Raw genomic sequence first — 16882 nt, 5'->3', positions numbered from 1 at the left:
TGTAATTTAGGATTTTGATTCGGTTTCTTTCTTGTGTCGGTTGCTTCCAGCTCCAACGTCGGACTTTATTTCACGCTGAACTTGTAAGCCAAGTGAGACACGTATTTCTGTCCGGGCTTCAGATAAGGATTTGAAATCTCCCAGCCTTTGGTCTTGTTGGCTATCTTGGTGGGGCTGTCGGGATACTTCTGACTCTCGAAGCACACGCTCACGTGCTTGGGGTATTTCACGCCGTGCTTGCAGGCAATGCCCGTGCCCTGGAAGTTGCCCGTGTAGACCTGGATGCCCGGCTCGTTGGTAAACACCTCGAGTAGGATGCCCGTCTTGGGCGAGTAGAGGCTGGCTGCCACCTGTGTGTCGTCGCCCTTGCCGTCCTTATAGGTGTTCAGGCACCAGTTATGGTCGTAGCCTGTGGCGTTCTTTATTTGGTCGAAAGTGGTGTCGACGATGGTCTCTCCAATGGCATGCGCCTTGCGGAAATCCATGGGAGTGCCCGTCACGTCCCTGATTTCGCCGGTGGGAATATACTTGGCATCGGCCGGGGTGAACTTGTCGGCGTTGATGTACATCACTTGATCCATGCCCTCTTTCGACGGGTCTCCGTTGAGGTTGAAGTAGCTATGGTTGGTCATGTTCACCACCGTCTCCTTGTCGGTCGTGGCTTCAAACACCATGTCGAGTGTGTTGTCGCTCTTCACCAGATAGGTAGCCGTAGCTTTTACGGTGCCCGGGAAGCCGTTCTCTCCATCGGGAGCCGTGATGGCAAAAGTCACGCTACTGTCGGTCAGGGCCTGAATGTCGTACACCTGATTCAGCCAGCCGGTGTTGCCCCCGCCGTGCAGACAGTTCTCGTTGTCGTTGGCGCGCAGCTTGTATTCCTTGCCGGCCACGTTGATTTTAGCATCTTTGATGCGGTTGGCATAGCGGCCCACGCTTGAACCGTAGTCCGAGGGGGTGTTTGCCGTATCGGCATACTGCCTGATGTTGTCATAGCCCAGCACCACGTCGGTGGGCTTTCCGTCCTTGTCGGGCACGCAGATGGAGACCACGCGGCCGCCATAGTTGGTGAGGCAAACTTCCATGCCCTGTGCATTCTTGAGGGTTATCAGTTCCACTTTCTTACCGTTCAGCGTGGTGTCAAAGGCTGCGGGATCGAGTCCCGAAACGGTTTCCTTGGCGGCATTGCCACCACCGGCGCACGATGCCAAAACCAGGACTCCCAGTCCGGCCAGGCACATGGCTTGTGTCATTTTTTTCATATAGATGGTATTGTTAGTGATAGTTCGTCATTTGGTGGTAAAGTTACAACATTTCCTCGAAAGTTGTATGCCTTTCCCATTCTTTTTTCACGAAAAGGGTATTTTTCACACTTTTTGATGTGAATCAAGGGTAGAGCAGCTTCGATGGGGCGGTCGGATGGGTGCCGCGGCCTTGCGAAGTACTCTCTCGAACGCAGGATAGGCAGCTGCCCGAGCCCCTAATGGATACAGGAAAACCCGTCACTGCAATATGCAATGGCGGGTCGGAATCCTCGCCTCGGCCGGCAAGGGCAAAACCGATTTGCCGGCCGAGGCCGTGGGAGATGCTTGGAGTTAGCAAATCTTGCGTGAGCCATCGCCAATCACCACCTCGATTACGGCGGGCTCATGACCGTACTTGGCATTGAACTTGGCCTTGGCATCGGCCACAAACCGGTCGTAGATTTCGTCTTTCACCAGGTTGATGGTGCAGCCACCGAAGCCGCCGCCCATGATGCGGCTACCCGTCACGCCGTTCTCCTTGGCTAAGTCGTTCAGGTAGTCGAGCTCCTCGCAGCTCACCTCGTACTCCTTGCTCAGGCCGTAGTGGGTCTCATACATCTTCTTTCCCACCGTCTCGTAGTCGCCTTTTTCCAGTGCATCGCAGACAGCCAGCACGCGATCTTTCTCGCCGAGCACAAAGTGGGCGCGGGTATAGTCTTCCTGGCTCACCTCAGCTTTTACGGCCTCCAGCTCGTCCCAGTCGGCATCGCGCAGAGTCTCGAACGTCTTTCCCGGGAAGTGTGCGGCCAGCGCCTTCACCACGTTCTCGCAGGAATTGCGGCGGTCGTTGTAGGGAGAGCCCTTGAGTTCGTGCTTCACCTTGGAATTGAGCAGCACCAGCTTATAGCCTTTCGGCTCGAACGGGAAGTACTGGAACTCGCGGCTTCGGCAGTCGAGCCGCATGAGCTTGCCCTGCTGTCCGAACACAGAGGCAAACTGATCCATGATGCCACAGTTCACGCCGATGTACTTGTGCTCCGTGGCCTGACCGGCGAGCACCATGTCCCACTTGGACACTTTGTTGTCGCCGAAGAGGTCGTTCAGTGCATAGGCGAAGCAGCTCTCCAGGGCTGCACTCGATGACATGCCGGCGCCGAGGGGCACGTCGCCGGCAAAGGCGGCGTTGAACGGCTTCACATCTACGCCCAGCGCCATCATCTCACGGCAGATGCCGTAGATGAAGCGGGCCCAAGTGGCCTTGGGTCCCTGGGGGTCGTCAAGGGTGAAGTGGGCCATATCTTTCAAGTCGATGGAGTAAACGTTGCAGGTCTTCTGCCCGTTGGGGCGCACCTCGGCCATGATGCCTTGCTGCACGGCACCCGGAAACACAAACCCGCCGTTATAGTCGGTGTGCTCACCAATGAGGTTGATGCGGCCGGGAGATGCGTAAATATTTCCCGTCTTGCCGTCGAAATGCTTGATGAAGCGGCTTCTTACGAATTCTATATCCATATTTGTATCGTTTAAAAAGTGAATGGTTAGTCTTGTTGATGAGCGAGTCCCGTCTTCGATCCCCAGTTGCAGAACCAGATGATGTAGGCGTAGAAGACGAACAGGCAGCAGGTAGCCACGATGACGCTCGTGCTGTCCACCAGCTTGCCCATGAGGGGCATCAGGATGGCTGCACCGATGACACCCGTGTTGATGACGCCCGTGGCCGACTTGGTGTGGGGGCCAAGCTCTTGCAGACCCAGGTTGAAGATGAGCGGCCACATCACCGAATGGAACAAGCCTGCGGCAATCATGCACCAGATGCCCACCATTCCCGGCAGCACCACGCTCAGGGCGATGCACAGCGCGCCCAGGCAGAGACAGGCCGTAAGCAGCTTCCGTGGCTCAAACTTGGCCAGGATGGCGGCTCCGAGGAAACGGCCCACCATCATGCCTCCCCAGTAGAAAGCCAGGTAGCTGGTGGCCAGGGCGGTGTAGTCGGAGCCCTCGCCCACCATGTCGCGGAACTTGTAGGGCAGCATCGACGGCACGCCAATCTCCACGCCCATGTACATGAAAATGCCCAGGGCGCCGAGCCACACGTGCGGGTATTTGAACACGCTGCTCTTGTACTCGCGGTGCACGCCGGCCTCCTCGGCCTGCTTGCCCTCGTCGATTTTCGGCAGTTTCAGGAACACCAGAATGCCGCAAATCAATATGGTGAAGATGCCCAAGCCGAGGAACGGGCCGGGAACGGCTTTCGGCTCAGGGGTCTGTCCGCGGATGATGACATAGGTGATGAACAGCGGAGCCAGCGTGGTGGCCACGGAGTTGAGGGCCTGGCTCAGCGTCATGCGGAAAGCGCCCCTCTCCGGGCTGCCAAGCACCATCACGTAAGGATTGGCCACATTCTGCAACATCACCACGCCACAGGCCACCAGGCACATGCTGGCCAGGAACACCGTATAGACGTTTGCGCCGGCGGCTATGGCCGAATCGATGCCAATGGAGTTGATGACGAAGCCTGCACCGGCCACTCCAAGGCCCAGAATGAGCGTGCCTTTGTAGCCGATTTTGCTCATGAGCATGGCAAAGGGAATGCTCAGCAGGTAGGCCCCGTAAAAGGCGGTGTTGACGTATTGCCCCTGTTGGGCTGTCAGGTCGAAGGCTTTGGAGCAGAAGGAAATCATGGAGTTGTTCATCGTTGTGATGAATCCAATGAGGAAGCAGACGATGAACACCACGATGAGTGCGAACATATAGTTCGGTCGTTGACTGGTTGGGTTTTGTTCCATTTGATATTGGTTTTTACTGATTCATTCCAAGTAGAAAAAGGGAATAAGGGACGGATGCCAAGCCGTTGGCTGCCAACGCCTTGCTCATCCCTCCCTTATGCTTTGCCCGATACTACTCCACACCGAAACGATAGATGGTTTTCTGTTTGTATTGCTCGCCCGGATTCAGCACCACCGAGGGGAAGTACGGGTGGTTGGGTGTGTCGGGGAAGTGCTGGCACTCAAAGCAAATGCCCGAGCGACGGGGGAACGTAGCTCCGTGCTGGCCCTTGTAGCCGTCGGCCCAGTTGTCGGTGTAGAGCTGCACGCCAGGCTCTGTGGTGTACACCTCCATGGTGCGGCCGCTCACGGGTTCAGTGATTTTGGCGGCGAAGCTCAGCTCGCCTTCCTCCTTTTTGTTCAGCACATAGCAGTGGTCGTAACCAGCGCCGTTCTTGATTTGCTCGTCGTCGGCGTCAATGTCGCGCCCCACTTCCTTCGGCGTGGTAAAGTCGAACGGAGTGCCTTTGACGAAGCGAATTTCGCCCGTGGGGATGGAAGTGTCGTCGATGGGGAGGTAATAGTCGGCATTGATCTGGCACAGCAGGTTGTCGATGGTCGGTGTGGGGTTGGCGATGCCGCTCAGCGAGAAGAAGCCGTGGCTCGTCAGATTGATGACCGTTTTCTTGTTGGTGGAGGCCATGTAGTCGATGTGCAGCTCGTCGTCATCGGTCCAAGTGTAGACCACGGTAGTCTTCAGCTCGCCCGAATAGCCCTCTTCACCGTAGGCGGCCACGTAGTGGAGCACGAGCGTGTGGTCGTTCATCAGCTCGGGATCCCACACGCGGGCGTTGAATCCTTTCTTGCCGCCGTGCAAGGCGTTGGGCCCATTGTTCACCGGTACGAAGTATTCTTTGCCATGCAGCGTGAAGCGGCCCTTGGCAATGCGGTTGCCGTAACGTCCAATCAGCGTGGAGAGATAAGGCTCCGGCGAGTTGATGACGTCCTGTATATTGTCATGGCCTTGAATCACGTTGGCCCGCTTGCCGTTTCTGTCGGGCACCATGATGGCTACCAGCGCACCGCCATAATTGGTGATGGCCACCTCGTTTCCCTTACTGTTCTTCAGGATGAAGAGGTCGGTCTTCTTTCCGTTTACTGTGGCCTGAAAGTCTTCACGCTTCAGGCCACAGCTGTTTTCCGTTTCAGCTGTGTTCGTCATAAACAATAAGTTTTTAGTTGTCTTACGTATCTGCAAAGTAACTAAAAATAAAAGACAAATCCAAGCTAAAGCGTGAAAAAAACGGTGGAGCCGGTGTTAAAAATAGTTTAACGTCAGGAGGTCAGCCACGACATAGCTCGACCCGCCTATGAAGACGAAATCGTCGGGGGCGGCATCGGCCATGGCTGCCCGGAGGGCAGCGGCGACCGTGGGGTACTGGCGGCCGCGGAGTCCGTGGGCCGAGCCCAGGGCCTGCACCCGCGGGGCGGGTATGGCGCGGTGGTTGGCGGCCTGTGTCCAGTAGTAGACGGCGTTGCGGGGAAGCAGCCGCATCACGGCGTCTATGTCCTTGTCGTCGACCATGCCGAACACTATGCGCAGCTGTCTGCACGGCTGGGCCGCGATTTGCGGGGCCAGCAGCTGCCAGCCGCCCACGTTGTGCCCGGTGTCGCACACCACGCGCGGGGCCTCGTGCAGCTGTTGCCAGCGGCCCATCAGGCCGGTGAGGCTGGCCATGCGGGGCAGCGCCCGGCGCACGTCGGCGGCCGAGACGTGCAGCCCTGTCCTGTCTTCGAGCCGCCGCAACACGCTGACAGCCGTCAGCACCGTGTTGGTGTTGAGGGTCTGGCAGTCGCCGCCCAGCTCGCCGTGCAGCGGGCCGTAGCTGCGCGTCTGGTAGTCGCGGCCGCCCGTTGCGACGGCTGTTGAGGCCGTCACCTCGGGGTTGTTCTGGGCAAAGACGACGGGAGCCTGCCGGCCGGCAGCCGCCCGCTCGAACACGGGCCGCGTCTCGGCCACGGCCTCGCCTACCACTACCGGCACGCCGTGCTTGATGATGCCGGCCTTCTCGCCGGCTATCTTGGCCAGCGTGTCGCCCAGAAACTGGGTGTGGTCCAGACTGATGTTGGTGATGACCGAGAGCAGGGGAGTGATGACGTTGGTGCAGTCGAGCCGGCCGCCGAGCCCCACCTCGATGACGGCTACGTCCACCTTTTGCTCCTTGAACCAGAGGAAAGCCAGGGCCGTGGTGAGCTCGAAGAACGAGGGATGCAGCGGCTCGAAGAAGCCGCGCTCCCGTTCGACGAACGTCACGACACGCTCCTCGCTGATGGGTTCGCCGTTCACGCGGATGCGCTCACGGAAGTCCACGAGGTGGGGCGAGGTGTAGAGCCCCACGCGGTAGCCGGCCTGTTGCAGGATGGCGGCCAGTGCGTGCGAGCACGAGCCCTTGCCGTTGGTGCCGGCAACATGGATGGTGGGGTAGGCGTGGTGGGGGTGGCCGAAGTGCGAGTCGAGCGCGAGGGTGTTGCCCAGGCCCTCTTTATAAGCCGTGGCGCCCACGTGCTCGAATACGAGGGTGCTGCTGAACAAATAGGCTACAGTCTCTGGATAGTTCATGATGGTATGGAAACCGCACGATAATTCCGGTGAAATCGCAGTGCGAACACGCGGTAATCGCGTTGCGATTTCACCGGAATCATCGTGCGATGACGGGCTAATGGTTAATTGAAATGGCTGCGGAGCTTGTCGAAGATGCTCTGCCGGGTGGTCTTGTCACCCTGGAAATTCTCGCTCTCGCGCAGTTTTTCGATGGCCTTGCGCTCGTCGCGCGAGAGGGTCTTGGGCACATAGACGCTCATGCTGACAATGAGGTCGCCCATGCCCGAGCCGTAGCCCTTGACGGCGGGTAGGCCCTTGCCGCGCAGCCGCACGCTCTTGCCGGGCTGAGTGCCGGGGTCTACCTTGAGCTTGATTTTGCGGCCGTCGATGGTGGGCACGTCCACTTCGCCGCCGAGGGCAGCCGTGGGGAAGTCGAGCAGCAGGTTGTAGAGCACGTCCTGCTTGTCGCGGATGAAGGTGTCGTTCTTCTCTTCCTCCACCAGCACTTGTATGTCGCCGTTGATGCCGTTGTGGGCGCCGGCGTTGCCTTTGCCGTGCACGTTGAGCACCATGCCCTCTTCCACGCCGGCGGGAATGTTGATTTCGACCACTTCTTCGCCCTTGACGGTGCCCGTGCCGCTGCACTCCTTGCACTTGTTCTTGATGACGGTGCCCTCGCCGTGGCAGGTGGGACACTCGGCCTGGGTGGTCATCATGCCGAACATGGAGCGCACCGTGCGGCTCACAATGCCCGTTCCGTGGCAGGTGGGACAGGTCTCGGGCGCAGCGCCGCCCTCGGCGCCCGAGCCGTGGCAGTGGCTGCACGCCACGTCCTTGCGCACCTTGAACTTCTTGGTGACGCCGCTGGCCACGTCCTGAAGCGACAGTTTCACCTTGAGCCGCAGGTCGCTGCCGCGGTAGACGCGCTGCTGATCGCCGCCGCCACCGCCGAACCCGAATCCGCCGAACCCGCCGCCGTGGCCGCCGAAGATGTCGCCGAACATGGAGAAAATGTCGTCCATGTTCATGCCGGCACCGCCGCCGAACCCGCCGAATCCGCTGCCTTGCGGGCCGTTGAAGCCGAACTGGTCGTACTGCTGACGCTTCTGGGCGTCGTGCAGCACCTCGTAAGCCTCGGCGGCCTCCTTGAATTTCTCCTCGGCTGTCTTGTCGCCGGGGTTGCGGTCGGGGTGGTATTTGATGGCCAGCTTGCGGTAGGCCTTCTTGATGTCGTCTTCCGAGGCGTCCTTGGCGACGCCCAATACCTCGTAGTAATCTCTTTTCTCTGCCATGGATGTTCAGTTAGCGCGTGTGTTGCTTAGCGTTGCGATGGGGGCGGGGCCTACTGCCCCACGGCCACCTTGGCGTGGCGAATCACCTTGTCGTTGAGGGTGTAGCCGGTCTGCACGCAGTCAATTACCTTGCCTTTCTTGTCGTCGCCCATGCCGGGCACCATGGCAATGGCTTCGTGATAGTCGGTGTCGAAGTCGCGTCCGTCCACTTCCATCTTCTTCACGCCCAGGCTTTCCAGCGTCTTCAGGAACTTGTTGAAGATGACGCGCGTGCCTTCCTTGATGGCCGCGGGGTCGTCGCTGGTGTCGGCCAGGGCGCGCTCGAAGTCGTCGAGTATGGGCAGGATGGCCGTGATGGCCTTGGCCCCGCCGTTGAGTATCAGCTCGGTCTTCTCCTTGAGCGTGCGCTTTTTGTAGTTGTCGAACTCGGCGGCCGTGCGCAGCAGCTGGTCTTTCAGCCGGGCCACCTGCTCTTGTGCCTCCTCCAGCGGGGTCTTGGATTCCTTCGACTGCCCGGCTGCGGTCTCCGCTCCATCGGTCTGGGCCTCGTCCTGGGCTTCGTCGCCGGCCTTCTGGTCGCGTGTGTCGTCGTTCTGGGCGGTGCATGCTTCGGCCTGCTGTTCCTTGGGGTCGAGGTTGTCGCCCTCCACCTTTATCTTTCTTTCAGCTTTGTTTGTTTCTTCCATGATATGATGAATTGAATTTAAGAGAGTGGCTGCAAAAAGCATGCCACTCTCTCGTCTTTACGCCGCCAACGGGGTGGGGCGGTTGCTATAATATAATAAGGTGTCAGGCCTTGCCATACATGCGGGCCTTCTGCTCCTTGATTTGTTCGTCGTAGATGTACTCGTCGTAGGGCATGAGCTTGTCGATGGTGCCGCCGGGCGTGAGTTCAATGATGCGGTTGGACACGGTCTGGATGAACTCGTGGTCGTGGCTCGCGAAGAGAATGTTGCCCTTGAACGCCACCAAATTGTTGTTGAACGCCTGAATGCTCTCCAAGTCGAGGTGATTGGTGGGCGTGTCGAGAATGAGGCAGTTGGCGTTTTGCAGCTGCATGCGCGCAATCATGCAGCGCATTTTCTCGCCGCCCGAGAGCACGTTTACCTGCTTCTCCACCTCTTCCTGGCGGAAGAGCATGCGGCCCAGATAGGCTTTCATGGCCACCTCGTTGCCGGGGCCATACTGGCTGAGCCAGTCCACGAGGTTGAGGTCGGTCTCGAAAAACTTGGTGTTGTCCAGGGGCAGGTAGGCCGTGGTGATGGTTACTCCCCACTTGTATTCGCCGGCGTCGGCCTGGCGGTTGCCGTTGATAATCTCGAAAAGGGCGGTCATGGCCTTGGGGTTGTGGCTCAGGAACACCACCTTTTCTCCCTTTTCAATGTTGAAGTCCACATGGTCGAAGAGCACCGTTCCGTCGGTATCCACGGCCTTGAGACCCTGCACTTCGAGTATCTGGTTGCCCGGTTCGCGCTCCATCTGGAAGATGATGCCGGGATATTTGCGGCTCGACGGGCGAATCTCGTCCACGTTGAGCTTCTCCAACATCTTCTTGCGCGAGGTGGTCTGACGGCTTTTGGCCACGTTGGCCGAGAAGCGGCGGATGAACTCTTCCAGCTGTTTCTTCTTCTCTTCGGCCTTCATCTTCTGGTTCTGCGCCTGTCGCAGGGCCAGCTGCGAACTCTCGTACCAGAAGCTGTAATTGCCGGCAAAGACGGTTACTTTGCCGAAGTCGATGTCGATGGTCTGGGTCGAAACAGAGTCGAGGAAGTGTCGGTCGTGGCTCACTACGAGTACCGTCTGGCTCTCGTCAATCTCTCCAAGATAGGTCTCCAGCCACTCCACGGTGTCGAGATCGAGGTCGTTGGTGGGCTCGTCGAGCAGCAGGTTGTCTGGTTTTCCAAAGAGAGCCTTGGCCAGCATCACGCGCACCTTCTCGTTGTTGGAGAGTTCGCTCATCTGTTTCTGGTGCAGGTCGTCCATGATGCCCAGGTTTTGCAGCAGCTGTGCAGCGTTGCTTTCGGCCTCCCATCCGTTCATCTCGGCAAACTTCTCCTCCAGTTCGGCGGCGCGGTTGCCGTCTTCCTCGGTTATCTCGGCCTTGCCGTAGAGGGCGTTGCGCTCGTTCATGTTGTTCCAAAGGGCCTCGTAACCCATGAGTACGGTGTCCATCACGCTGTAGGCGTCGTATTTGAAGTGGTCCTGTTCCAGCACGGAGAGGCGCTCGCCCGGCCCCAGCTCCACGGAGCCTTTGTTGGGTTCCAGCTCGCCGCTGATGGCGCGCAGCAGGGTGGATTTGCCGGCTCCGTTGGCGCCGATGACACCATAAATGTTTCCGCGTGTGAACTTGATGTTTACGTCTTTGTAGAGAACTCGCTTGCCAAACTGGATGGCGAGGTTGGTCAATGTTATCATTTCAATGTTTTAATACCTGATTGAACGTTGTTGAAATCGGCTGCAAAGGTACAACAAATCCCCGAGATAACGGTGTTTTAACGGTAAAAAGCCGGTGCGTGGCAGGGTTTGGGCATGGATGCGGGCCTACTGCGCCTGGTCCGTGCACGGCTCTTTCATGGCCCGATGCTCCCTCGGCTGCTTGTGGCGTGCGCACGAAGACTTGAGCCGGCAACCGTGGCAGGGGTCGCCGGCATGCGTCAGGGCATGGTATACGCGGCGGGCCACGTATGCCGTGCACACTACGAGGATGAGTCCAATGAGAATATACTGTACTGCCATAAGCCGGAGCTATCAGAACGGCGACGGCCGTCCCGCCATGCCGACTTGCATGCTAATTTCATGCCAAAAGAGAAAAAGCAAGGGCAATTTCTTGTTCATGCTATTTATTTTGGTTATTTTTGCCCTTATCATTGCTTTAATTTCTGATCTATGTCTCGTTTGAATCATCATCTGGTCATCATGGCAGGTGGGGCGGGCGACCGTTTCTGGCCCGTGAGTACTGCCGAAACTCCCAAACAGTTTGTCGATGTGCTGGGCACGGGGCGCACGCTGATACAAATGACGCTCGACCGTTTCGGCGGGCTGTTCGAGCCCGACAGGGTATGGGTGGTTACCCATGAACGCTATGCCGGACTCGTGCGGGCGCAGCTCCCCGAAGTGCCGGCCGACCACGTGCTGCTGGAGCCTTGCAGCCGGGGGACGGCTCCCTGCATCGCCTATGTGAGCTGGTGCATCAAGATGGCAGACCCTAAAGCCAATGTCGTGGTGACGCCGGCCGACCACCTGGTGACCGATGTCGAAGCCTTTAAACACGTCATTGGCAACGGCCTCACCTTTACAAGCGAGACGGATGCCATCCTTACAGTGGGTACGAAACCCATGCGGCCGGAGACCCGTTACGGCTATATCCAGGCCGACCTGAGCTCTAATTCTGCGCGCAACAAAGGGGTGTTCCGCGTGGATCAGTTCCATGAGAAGCCCGACTTGGCCACGGCAACGCGCTACATTCAGGAGGGCAACTACTATTGGAACATGGGCATCTTTATCTGGAGCGTGGAGACCATCGTGAACGCACTGCGCATCTATGCGCCGCGCATCAACCGTATTTTTGAACGCCAGAAAGACGTGCTGGACACACCGGAAGGGCGGGAAGCCGTCGCCGGCGTCTATGCCGACTGCGAGGGGATCTCGCTGGACCACGCCGTGTTGGAGAAAGCAGAGGAGTTTTTTGTCTGCCCGGCCAGCTTCGGATGGAGCGATTTGGGAGCGTGGAGCTCGCTGCTCTTGGATGCGCCCCACGACCTTTACGGCAACGCGGTCGTGGGGAAAGACGTCAAATTGGTGGACTGCCGCAACTGCATGGTACACACATCGCAGGAGCGAAAGGTGGTGTTGCAGGGGCTGGACAACTGTATCGTGGCCGAGCGCGACGGCGTGTTGCTGGTGTGCCAGCTCTCCGAAGAGCAGCGCATCGCCCAATTTATTTAACGGTATTGAGCACCAGCTTCTGTGATTTTCCCTTGTCATCTCGGATGGTGAGCACCACCTTGCCGGCCTTTTTGCCGGCCCGGAGGATGACGAGGGCAGAGCCGTTGCAGAGGCTGCGCTCGGCAACGGCATGCAGTTCGTCGGAGGCATTGTTGCCATTGTCCACGGCCACGATGCGCGCATCGCCCGTCACGCTGAACGTGAGCCGCTGTTGGGCCGAGACCGCCCGCCGTCCGCGGCTGTCCAATGCAGTGATGCGCACGTGCTGTAAATCCTGCCCGTCGGCATGCCAGACCTCGGCATCGGGCTCCGCTTTCAGCCGTTTCATCTCGCCGGCAGTCTCGATGCGGTGGCTGGCCACGCGTTTCCCTTTCTCGTCGTAGGCCACAGCCTCCAGCCAACCGGGCTGGTAGGTCACTTGGTCAAACTGCAGCTGGTTGCGCTTCTGCGGGTCGGCCGTATTGGCTTGCTCGGCTATCTTATGTCCGTTTTCCACGAGTTCCACGCGATGTGCATTGGTGAACACCTTGACTGTGAGCTGCTGACCGGGGATGCGGTTCCAGTGGTCGCTCATGCCGTCGTTGGAAAAGACGATGCCGTTCCACTCGGTTTGGCGCGCCTTGCTGTCGACAATGCCAATATGGCAGACCGGTTCCTCGGGCTTAAACATAGAGCGAAGCAGCCACGCCATGGGCTTGGGCTGAAGCGAGATGTCGAACACGCCGTCGGTCCAGCCCTTTCGTGGCCAGCCCATGCTCTCGCCCAGGTAATCAATCATGCCCCAGTAGGCCAGCCCAATCACCTTGTCGAGGTCCATGCCGAAGAAGTTGGGGCCCATCATCGAGAGGTTGGCCTCGCTCTGGTAGAACGTCATCCAGGGAAACTTGCGGCCGTCGCCGGGGAAGTACATGTAGCGGTAGTTGTAGGCCTGAACGTCGGTTTGCAGGGCCAGGTCGCAGGGCAGCGAGTCGGTTTGCAGGTTACGGCCGCGCGGGTGCATGGCTACAGTGACCTTGCGTGTGTCGTCGTAACGCTGGAGCACGGCCTTGAGCATCCGATAAGGAGTGACTCCTCCGTCGTCGAAGGGCAGGTTGGCGTAGGTCTGCAACTCGTTGCCGAGGCTCCAAAGAGCCACGCAAGGGTGGTTGCGGTCGCGCTTGATCCACTCCGGCAACTGGTAAGGCCACTGCTGCATCCACGGTGTGCGACCTCCCGTGTACTGCTGCAACCACTTGTCGTAGAGCTCGTCCACGACGACAAAGCCCAGCGAATCGCAGAGATTGAGGAAACTCTCGGAATAGGGATTGTGGCTGGTACGGACATGGTTGAACCCGAAGTCCTTGAGCAGTTTGAGCCGCTTCTCCATGGCGCGCGGATAAGCGGCGGCACCAAGGGCACCCAGAGTGTGGTGGTTGGCTATGCCCTTGAGCAGCAGCTTGCGGCCGTTGAGCTTGAGTCCAAAGTCGGGACCAATCTCAAAGTTGCGGATGCCGAAACGCGTGGACACGCAGTCGACAGCCCGGCCCTCATGATTATATAAGGTGACGCGGGCCGTGTAGCGATAGGGATCGTCGATGTTCCACAGATGGGCATCGCTTACAACAACAGGTTCCCACCGCAGTTCGTTGGTCTTGTACCGCCGCATGTAGGGCATGTCCTGCCGTTTGGCGTAAACCGTGCGCCCCGTATTGTCGATCAGTTCCAACTGCAGATTCACGGAGTTGTACTTGGTCAAGTTGGCCACTTCTACCTGTACATGCACCTCTCGGTTGTCGGTGGTGGTGACGTAAAGCGGGTGGCGCGCAAAGTACAACTGGGCGTCAGTGGTGACCAAATGCACGTTGCGGAAGAGGCCGCCGCCGGTGTACCATCGCGAGTCGGTGGGGCTGCCGGTCGAGGCCCGCACGGCAATAGTGTTGGGTTGGCCGTAGCGCAGCTTACGGGAGAGGTCGATTTCGAAGCCCACGTAGCCGTAGTCGGTTCCTCCCACACGCTCTCCATTGAGATAAACGTCGCCTACATACATGATGCCCTCAAAGTCAATTAGCACACGCCGCCCCTGCCAACCGGCATCGGGGGTGATGGTTTTGACATACCAGCCCTCGCCCATCTCTTTGAAAGCCCGGGCCGAAAGCCGGCTCTTGAAGTTGGAGGCTCCGTCGGAATTGTTCTCCCTTTCGTCGGCCGAGGGGGCCACCCACGGCTGTTCTATCTGGAAATCGTGGGGCACGTCCACCGTGCGCCAGCCCTCGGTATTGAGGTGTTGCGGGTCGGCCTGTCCCCAATGGAACTTCCATCCGTCGTTCAGATATTCGACGGTGCGCTGTCCCATGGCCGGGGCGGCCAGCAGGAACAGCGTCAAAAGAGTGCAGATTGGTTTTTGCATGTTTGTTTTTTATTGATGGGTTGAGGATGATTTCAACTGATAGAGCGTCACGGGAGCGGTGAGGCCAGAGGGCATCGGGGCCCAGTTGGCGTAGCTGGTCTTCTTGTAATTGATGTCGACCACGTTGATGTCTTCCATCCGTCGCCAGGCCACGCCCTCGCGGTCGAGTTGGCTGATGCGGTTGGCCGGCAGGTTGGTCACCTCAATACGGATGATGTTGAGCCCGGGCTTGAATTTGTTGGAGAACTGAAGCGTATAGGGTACGGCCCAGGCACAGCCCACGAACGAGCCGTTGACGTAGAGGCGCGCGCTCTCGCGCACGTCGCCCAGGTCGATGATCCAGTCGTTGCTGGCGGCGAGTTCCTGCTTGGTCAACCTCACCGAACATTCGTAAACGCCCGTTCCCCGCAGCGTGCGCGTGGTGTCGTCGAGTGTCTCCCAACCTTGCAAGCCATCCAGATGGAACGTCTTGCCACAGCTTGGTTCGGCCTCGGTGAAGCGCAGGGTCCAGCCTCCGCGCAGCTCTTTGGCCTTGTCGGCGGCAGACAAGGTCTTGCGGCTGGCGAGGGCAGTGCCGTCGGGCAGCCGGCTGCTGTCGCCGTCGAGGCGCAGCGTCCCGCCATCGGTAAAGGTCTGTAGAATCATGCTTTCGCCCGAGCGCAGGCTGACATGCACGGCCCCATTGCCCATGTCGGCCCGGTAGCGACGGCCATTCATCGGGTCGAACCACAGGGCTTGGGCGCAGGGCACGGCCAGGCGCACGTCGCCATCAACGTCGCGGCTGCTGAGGTTGGCGATGAAATAATGGTGCCCCTTGTCGTTAGCCCGGCGAATCATCTTGAGCCCAAGCCGCGTCTTCAGCTCCTCCGGGCGGGCTGCACGGGCCAGCTCGGCGGCCTCGACACCCACAACAATCTGTGCACCCTGGGCGCGTAGGGCCTCGATGTGGCGGTTCACGGCGGGAGTAAGAATGTTGTCCTTGCCGGGGATGACCAGGGCTTTGTAGCGCGTGCCGGCGGCGGTTTGCAGCATGCCGCCGGTGAAAGTGGTGGTGAGCAGGTAGCGTTCGCTCACGTAGTCGCAGTCGTAGCCCATGCGATCCAGCTCGTCAATGGCATGCACGAAGTCGGGGGCGAGCCGCCCCATGGTGTGAATGGCCAGCTGCATGAGCCGTTTTCCCTTGGACTGCATGTTCCAGAGGTCGCGCACCGGCACGTAGACCAGAAAGTCATTGTCGGGCCGCCCCCACTGCAGGAAGCTCTGGCAGCGCGTGATGTAGTCCATGAAGAAAGGCGCGTCGCGCCAAATCGTGTTGGTGGGACTCATGTCTACCGAGGCGTAGAACTTCCACCCGGGCCACGCGGCCTCCCTGGGCGAATAGGCTGTGCCGTGGAAAAACATGTGGTTCACGCCGCCGCAGAACATCAAGTCCATGTCGGGCTTCATCTGCGAGAGCGAAGTACGAAAGTGTTCCGTCAGCCAGGTGAAGGTCTCGCTCGACGTGAAAGGCTTGCCGTTGATGTGTGCAGCCGACGAGGCCCACTTGTACATGGAGAAGTCGGAGTCGTTCTTTCGCGTCATGCCAGCGTCCCTGCGCAGCCCGCGAATGCCGAAGTCGGTAAGGCCGAAGCCCTCTATCTCCGGGATGTCGACGGCCGAATAGCAGTCGATGAGGTTGGCGGGTGAGCCGTGGGCCTGGTTGCGGGTGATGGCGCCATGGCTGTGCGCCCAGGCAGTCCAGGTCTGTGTGAAGTTCTCGAGCAGCAGGTCGGCCAGCGTCTCGCGGTAGTCGGCCACCACTTGGCGGTCGCCGTCGACGAGCTTGTCCATGCAGGCTTCGAGCGAATAGCCCCGCCTGCGTCGGAACTCATCGAAGAGTCGGGTGGTGTAGTCGCCCTCGGACACCTCGTAGCTGTCGTTGAAAAAGGTGTGGGGATAGGGAGTATGCGTGCGCTCAAAGGCCTCGGCAATGTGGTTCAGGTAGTGTTCTACGGCCGTTCGGTCGAAATGATCCACCACCCATCCACTGCCGCCGGGCGCGGGTCGCTTCACTTTCATCACGCCAAGCCGCTGCCACAGGCTGATGACGCGCCAGCTCTTCTTGCCGATGGGGAAGTAATAGCGGCCCACAAAGCGGGTTTGCCCATCCTTGTCCACGCCGGGCGTGCGGCGTAAAGCCTTGTAGCTTCTCCGGTCTACGGTGTCGTTTTCGATGACCATTTTGGAGGCGCTCTCCTCCAAGGGCACCCACGGGCCGCCGAAAGGCCAGCCCGTTCCGGTGGCCATGTCTATCTCTATGCCAAGCCGGCTGCCCAGGGTCTCGCAGTGGCGCAGCATTTCCATCCACCGGTCGGAGAGGTAATCGATGTTGTGTTGCGCGTTGCCCTGCACGCCATAGATGGGTGTTATCTCTACGGCTCCCACGCCGTGGGCGGCATATTGCCGCAGGTTCCATCCCAGATTGGCCGTGTCTACGGCCGACCCCAGCCACCACCAGCGGAGCCCGGGCTTAGCTTCCCGGCTTGCCGTCGGCCACTGCTGGGCTTTGGCAGGAGCCATGGCCATGGCTGCGAAAACCAGCGATAAAAGGATTTGTCGTTTCATTTTTTCAAATAGATTGTTTTTGATTGTTTTGTTTGTTTCTGTCTGTT

The 16882-nt window shown here is 59.1% G+C and carries 12 protein-coding genes; 1 reads left to right on the top strand and 11 read right to left on the bottom strand.

Features of this window, described 5'->3' with window-relative positions; all coding sequences use genetic code 11:
* Positions 1-65: 65 nt before the first annotated feature.
* The 9 genes from PREDE_RS08530 to PREDE_RS08490 all read right to left on the bottom strand — a co-directional run bounded on the left by PREDE_RS08530 (position 66) and on the right by PREDE_RS08490 (position 10636).
* Positions 66-1259, bottom strand: coding sequence for an aldose epimerase family protein (locus PREDE_RS08530; RefSeq protein WP_005846530.1), 1194 nt, complete (start codon positions 1257-1259; stop codon positions 66-68).
* 333 nt (positions 1260-1592) lie between these two features.
* A complete protein-coding gene (galK, locus tag PREDE_RS08525; protein WP_005846528.1) occupies positions 1593-2753 on the bottom strand; it encodes a galactokinase in 1161 nt (386 codons plus the stop codon).
* A gap of 26 nt (positions 2754-2779) precedes the next feature.
* The gene (locus tag PREDE_RS08520; protein WP_005846527.1) at positions 2780-3991 is read right to left on the bottom strand and encodes an MFS transporter; all 1212 of its coding nucleotides are present in this window, start codon (positions 3989-3991) and stop codon (positions 2780-2782) included.
* A gap of 148 nt (positions 3992-4139) precedes the next feature.
* On the bottom strand, positions 4140-5228 hold the full coding sequence (locus tag PREDE_RS08515) for an aldose epimerase family protein (protein WP_005846525.1): 1089 nt from the start codon (positions 5226-5228) through the stop codon (positions 4140-4142).
* 96 nt (positions 5229-5324) lie between these two features.
* On the bottom strand, positions 5325-6626 hold the full coding sequence (locus PREDE_RS08510) for a bifunctional folylpolyglutamate synthase/dihydrofolate synthase (protein WP_005846523.1): 1302 nt from the start codon (positions 6624-6626) through the stop codon (positions 5325-5327).
* 104 nt (positions 6627-6730) lie between these two features.
* Positions 6731-7900, bottom strand: a complete 1170-nt coding sequence (gene dnaJ, locus PREDE_RS08505) for a molecular chaperone DnaJ (protein WP_005846521.1) — start codon at positions 7898-7900, stop codon at positions 6731-6733.
* A 50-nt stretch (positions 7901-7950) separates the two neighbouring features.
* The gene (locus PREDE_RS08500; protein WP_015310381.1) at positions 7951-8586 is read right to left on the bottom strand and encodes a nucleotide exchange factor GrpE; all 636 of its coding nucleotides are present in this window, start codon (positions 8584-8586) and stop codon (positions 7951-7953) included.
* Positions 8587-8689: 103 nt separating this feature from the next.
* Positions 8690-10315: an ABC-F family ATP-binding cassette domain-containing protein gene (locus PREDE_RS08495; RefSeq protein WP_005846517.1), complete on the bottom strand. Its 1626-nt coding sequence runs from the start codon at positions 10313-10315 to the stop codon at positions 8690-8692.
* A 126-nt stretch (positions 10316-10441) separates the two neighbouring features.
* Positions 10442-10636, bottom strand: coding sequence for a hypothetical protein (locus PREDE_RS08490; protein ID WP_005846515.1), 195 nt, complete (start codon positions 10634-10636; stop codon positions 10442-10444).
* 150 nt (positions 10637-10786) lie between these two features.
* Between PREDE_RS08490 and PREDE_RS08485 the strand changes: the two genes are divergently transcribed.
* On the top strand, positions 10787-11845 hold the full coding sequence (locus PREDE_RS08485; protein WP_005846511.1) for a mannose-1-phosphate guanylyltransferase: 1059 nt from the start codon (positions 10787-10789) through the stop codon (positions 11843-11845).
* On the opposite strand, the gene PREDE_RS08480 is transcribed toward PREDE_RS08485, so the two are convergent.
* Together PREDE_RS08480 and PREDE_RS08475 are read right to left on the bottom strand one after the other, a co-directional pair.
* Entirely contained in the window at positions 11838-14231 is a 2394-nt protein-coding gene (locus PREDE_RS08480) for a glycoside hydrolase family 2 TIM barrel-domain containing protein (protein ID WP_005846510.1), read from the bottom strand. The two genes, PREDE_RS08485 and PREDE_RS08480, sit on opposite strands and share 8 nt — an antisense overlap.
* A gap of 9 nt (positions 14232-14240) precedes the next feature.
* Entirely contained in the window at positions 14241-16835 is a 2595-nt protein-coding gene (locus PREDE_RS08475) for a glycosyl hydrolase (protein ID WP_005846508.1), read from the bottom strand.
* Positions 16836-16882 lie beyond the last annotated feature (47 nt).

This window comes from Prevotella dentalis DSM 3688, from assembly GCF_000242335.1.
Taxonomy (GTDB): Bacteria; Bacteroidota; Bacteroidia; order Bacteroidales; family Bacteroidaceae; genus Prevotella; species Prevotella seregens.
This window is presented reverse-complemented; position numbering and strand designations above follow the sequence as displayed.

Excerpts from the sequence above, each read along its gene's own strand:
- PREDE_RS08530 (WP_005846530.1), bottom strand. The coding sequence starts at position 1,259 with ATGAAAAAAATGACACAAGCCATGTGCCTGGCCGGACTGGGAGTCCTG.
- galK (WP_005846528.1), bottom strand. The coding sequence starts at position 2,753 with ATGGATATAGAATTCGTAAGAAGCCGCTTCATCAAGCATTTCGACGGC.
- PREDE_RS08520 (WP_005846527.1), bottom strand. The coding sequence starts at position 3,991 with ATGTTCGCACTCATCGTGGTGTTCATCGTCTGCTTCCTCATTGGATTC.
- PREDE_RS08515 (WP_005846525.1), bottom strand. The coding sequence starts at position 5,228 with ATGACGAACACAGCTGAAACGGAAAACAGCTGTGGCCTGAAGCGTGAA.
- PREDE_RS08510 (WP_005846523.1), bottom strand. The coding sequence starts at position 6,626 with ATGAACTATCCAGAGACTGTAGCCTATTTGTTCAGCAGCACCCTCGTA.
- dnaJ (WP_005846521.1), bottom strand. The coding sequence starts at position 7,900 with ATGGCAGAGAAAAGAGATTACTACGAGGTATTGGGCGTCGCCAAGGAC.
- PREDE_RS08500 (WP_015310381.1), bottom strand. The coding sequence starts at position 8,586 with ATGGAAGAAACAAACAAAGCTGAAAGAAAGATAAAGGTGGAGGGCGAC.
- PREDE_RS08495 (WP_005846517.1), bottom strand. The coding sequence starts at position 10,315 with ATGATAACATTGACCAACCTCGCCATCCAGTTTGGCAAGCGAGTTCTC.
- PREDE_RS08490 (WP_005846515.1), bottom strand. The coding sequence starts at position 10,636 with ATGGCAGTACAGTATATTCTCATTGGACTCATCCTCGTAGTGTGCACG.
- PREDE_RS08485 (WP_005846511.1), top strand. The coding sequence starts at position 10,787 with ATGTCTCGTTTGAATCATCATCTGGTCATCATGGCAGGTGGGGCGGGC.
- PREDE_RS08480 (WP_005846510.1), bottom strand. The coding sequence starts at position 14,231 with ATGCAAAAACCAATCTGCACTCTTTTGACGCTGTTCCTGCTGGCCGCC.
- PREDE_RS08475 (WP_005846508.1), bottom strand. The coding sequence starts at position 16,835 with ATGAAACGACAAATCCTTTTATCGCTGGTTTTCGCAGCCATGGCCATG.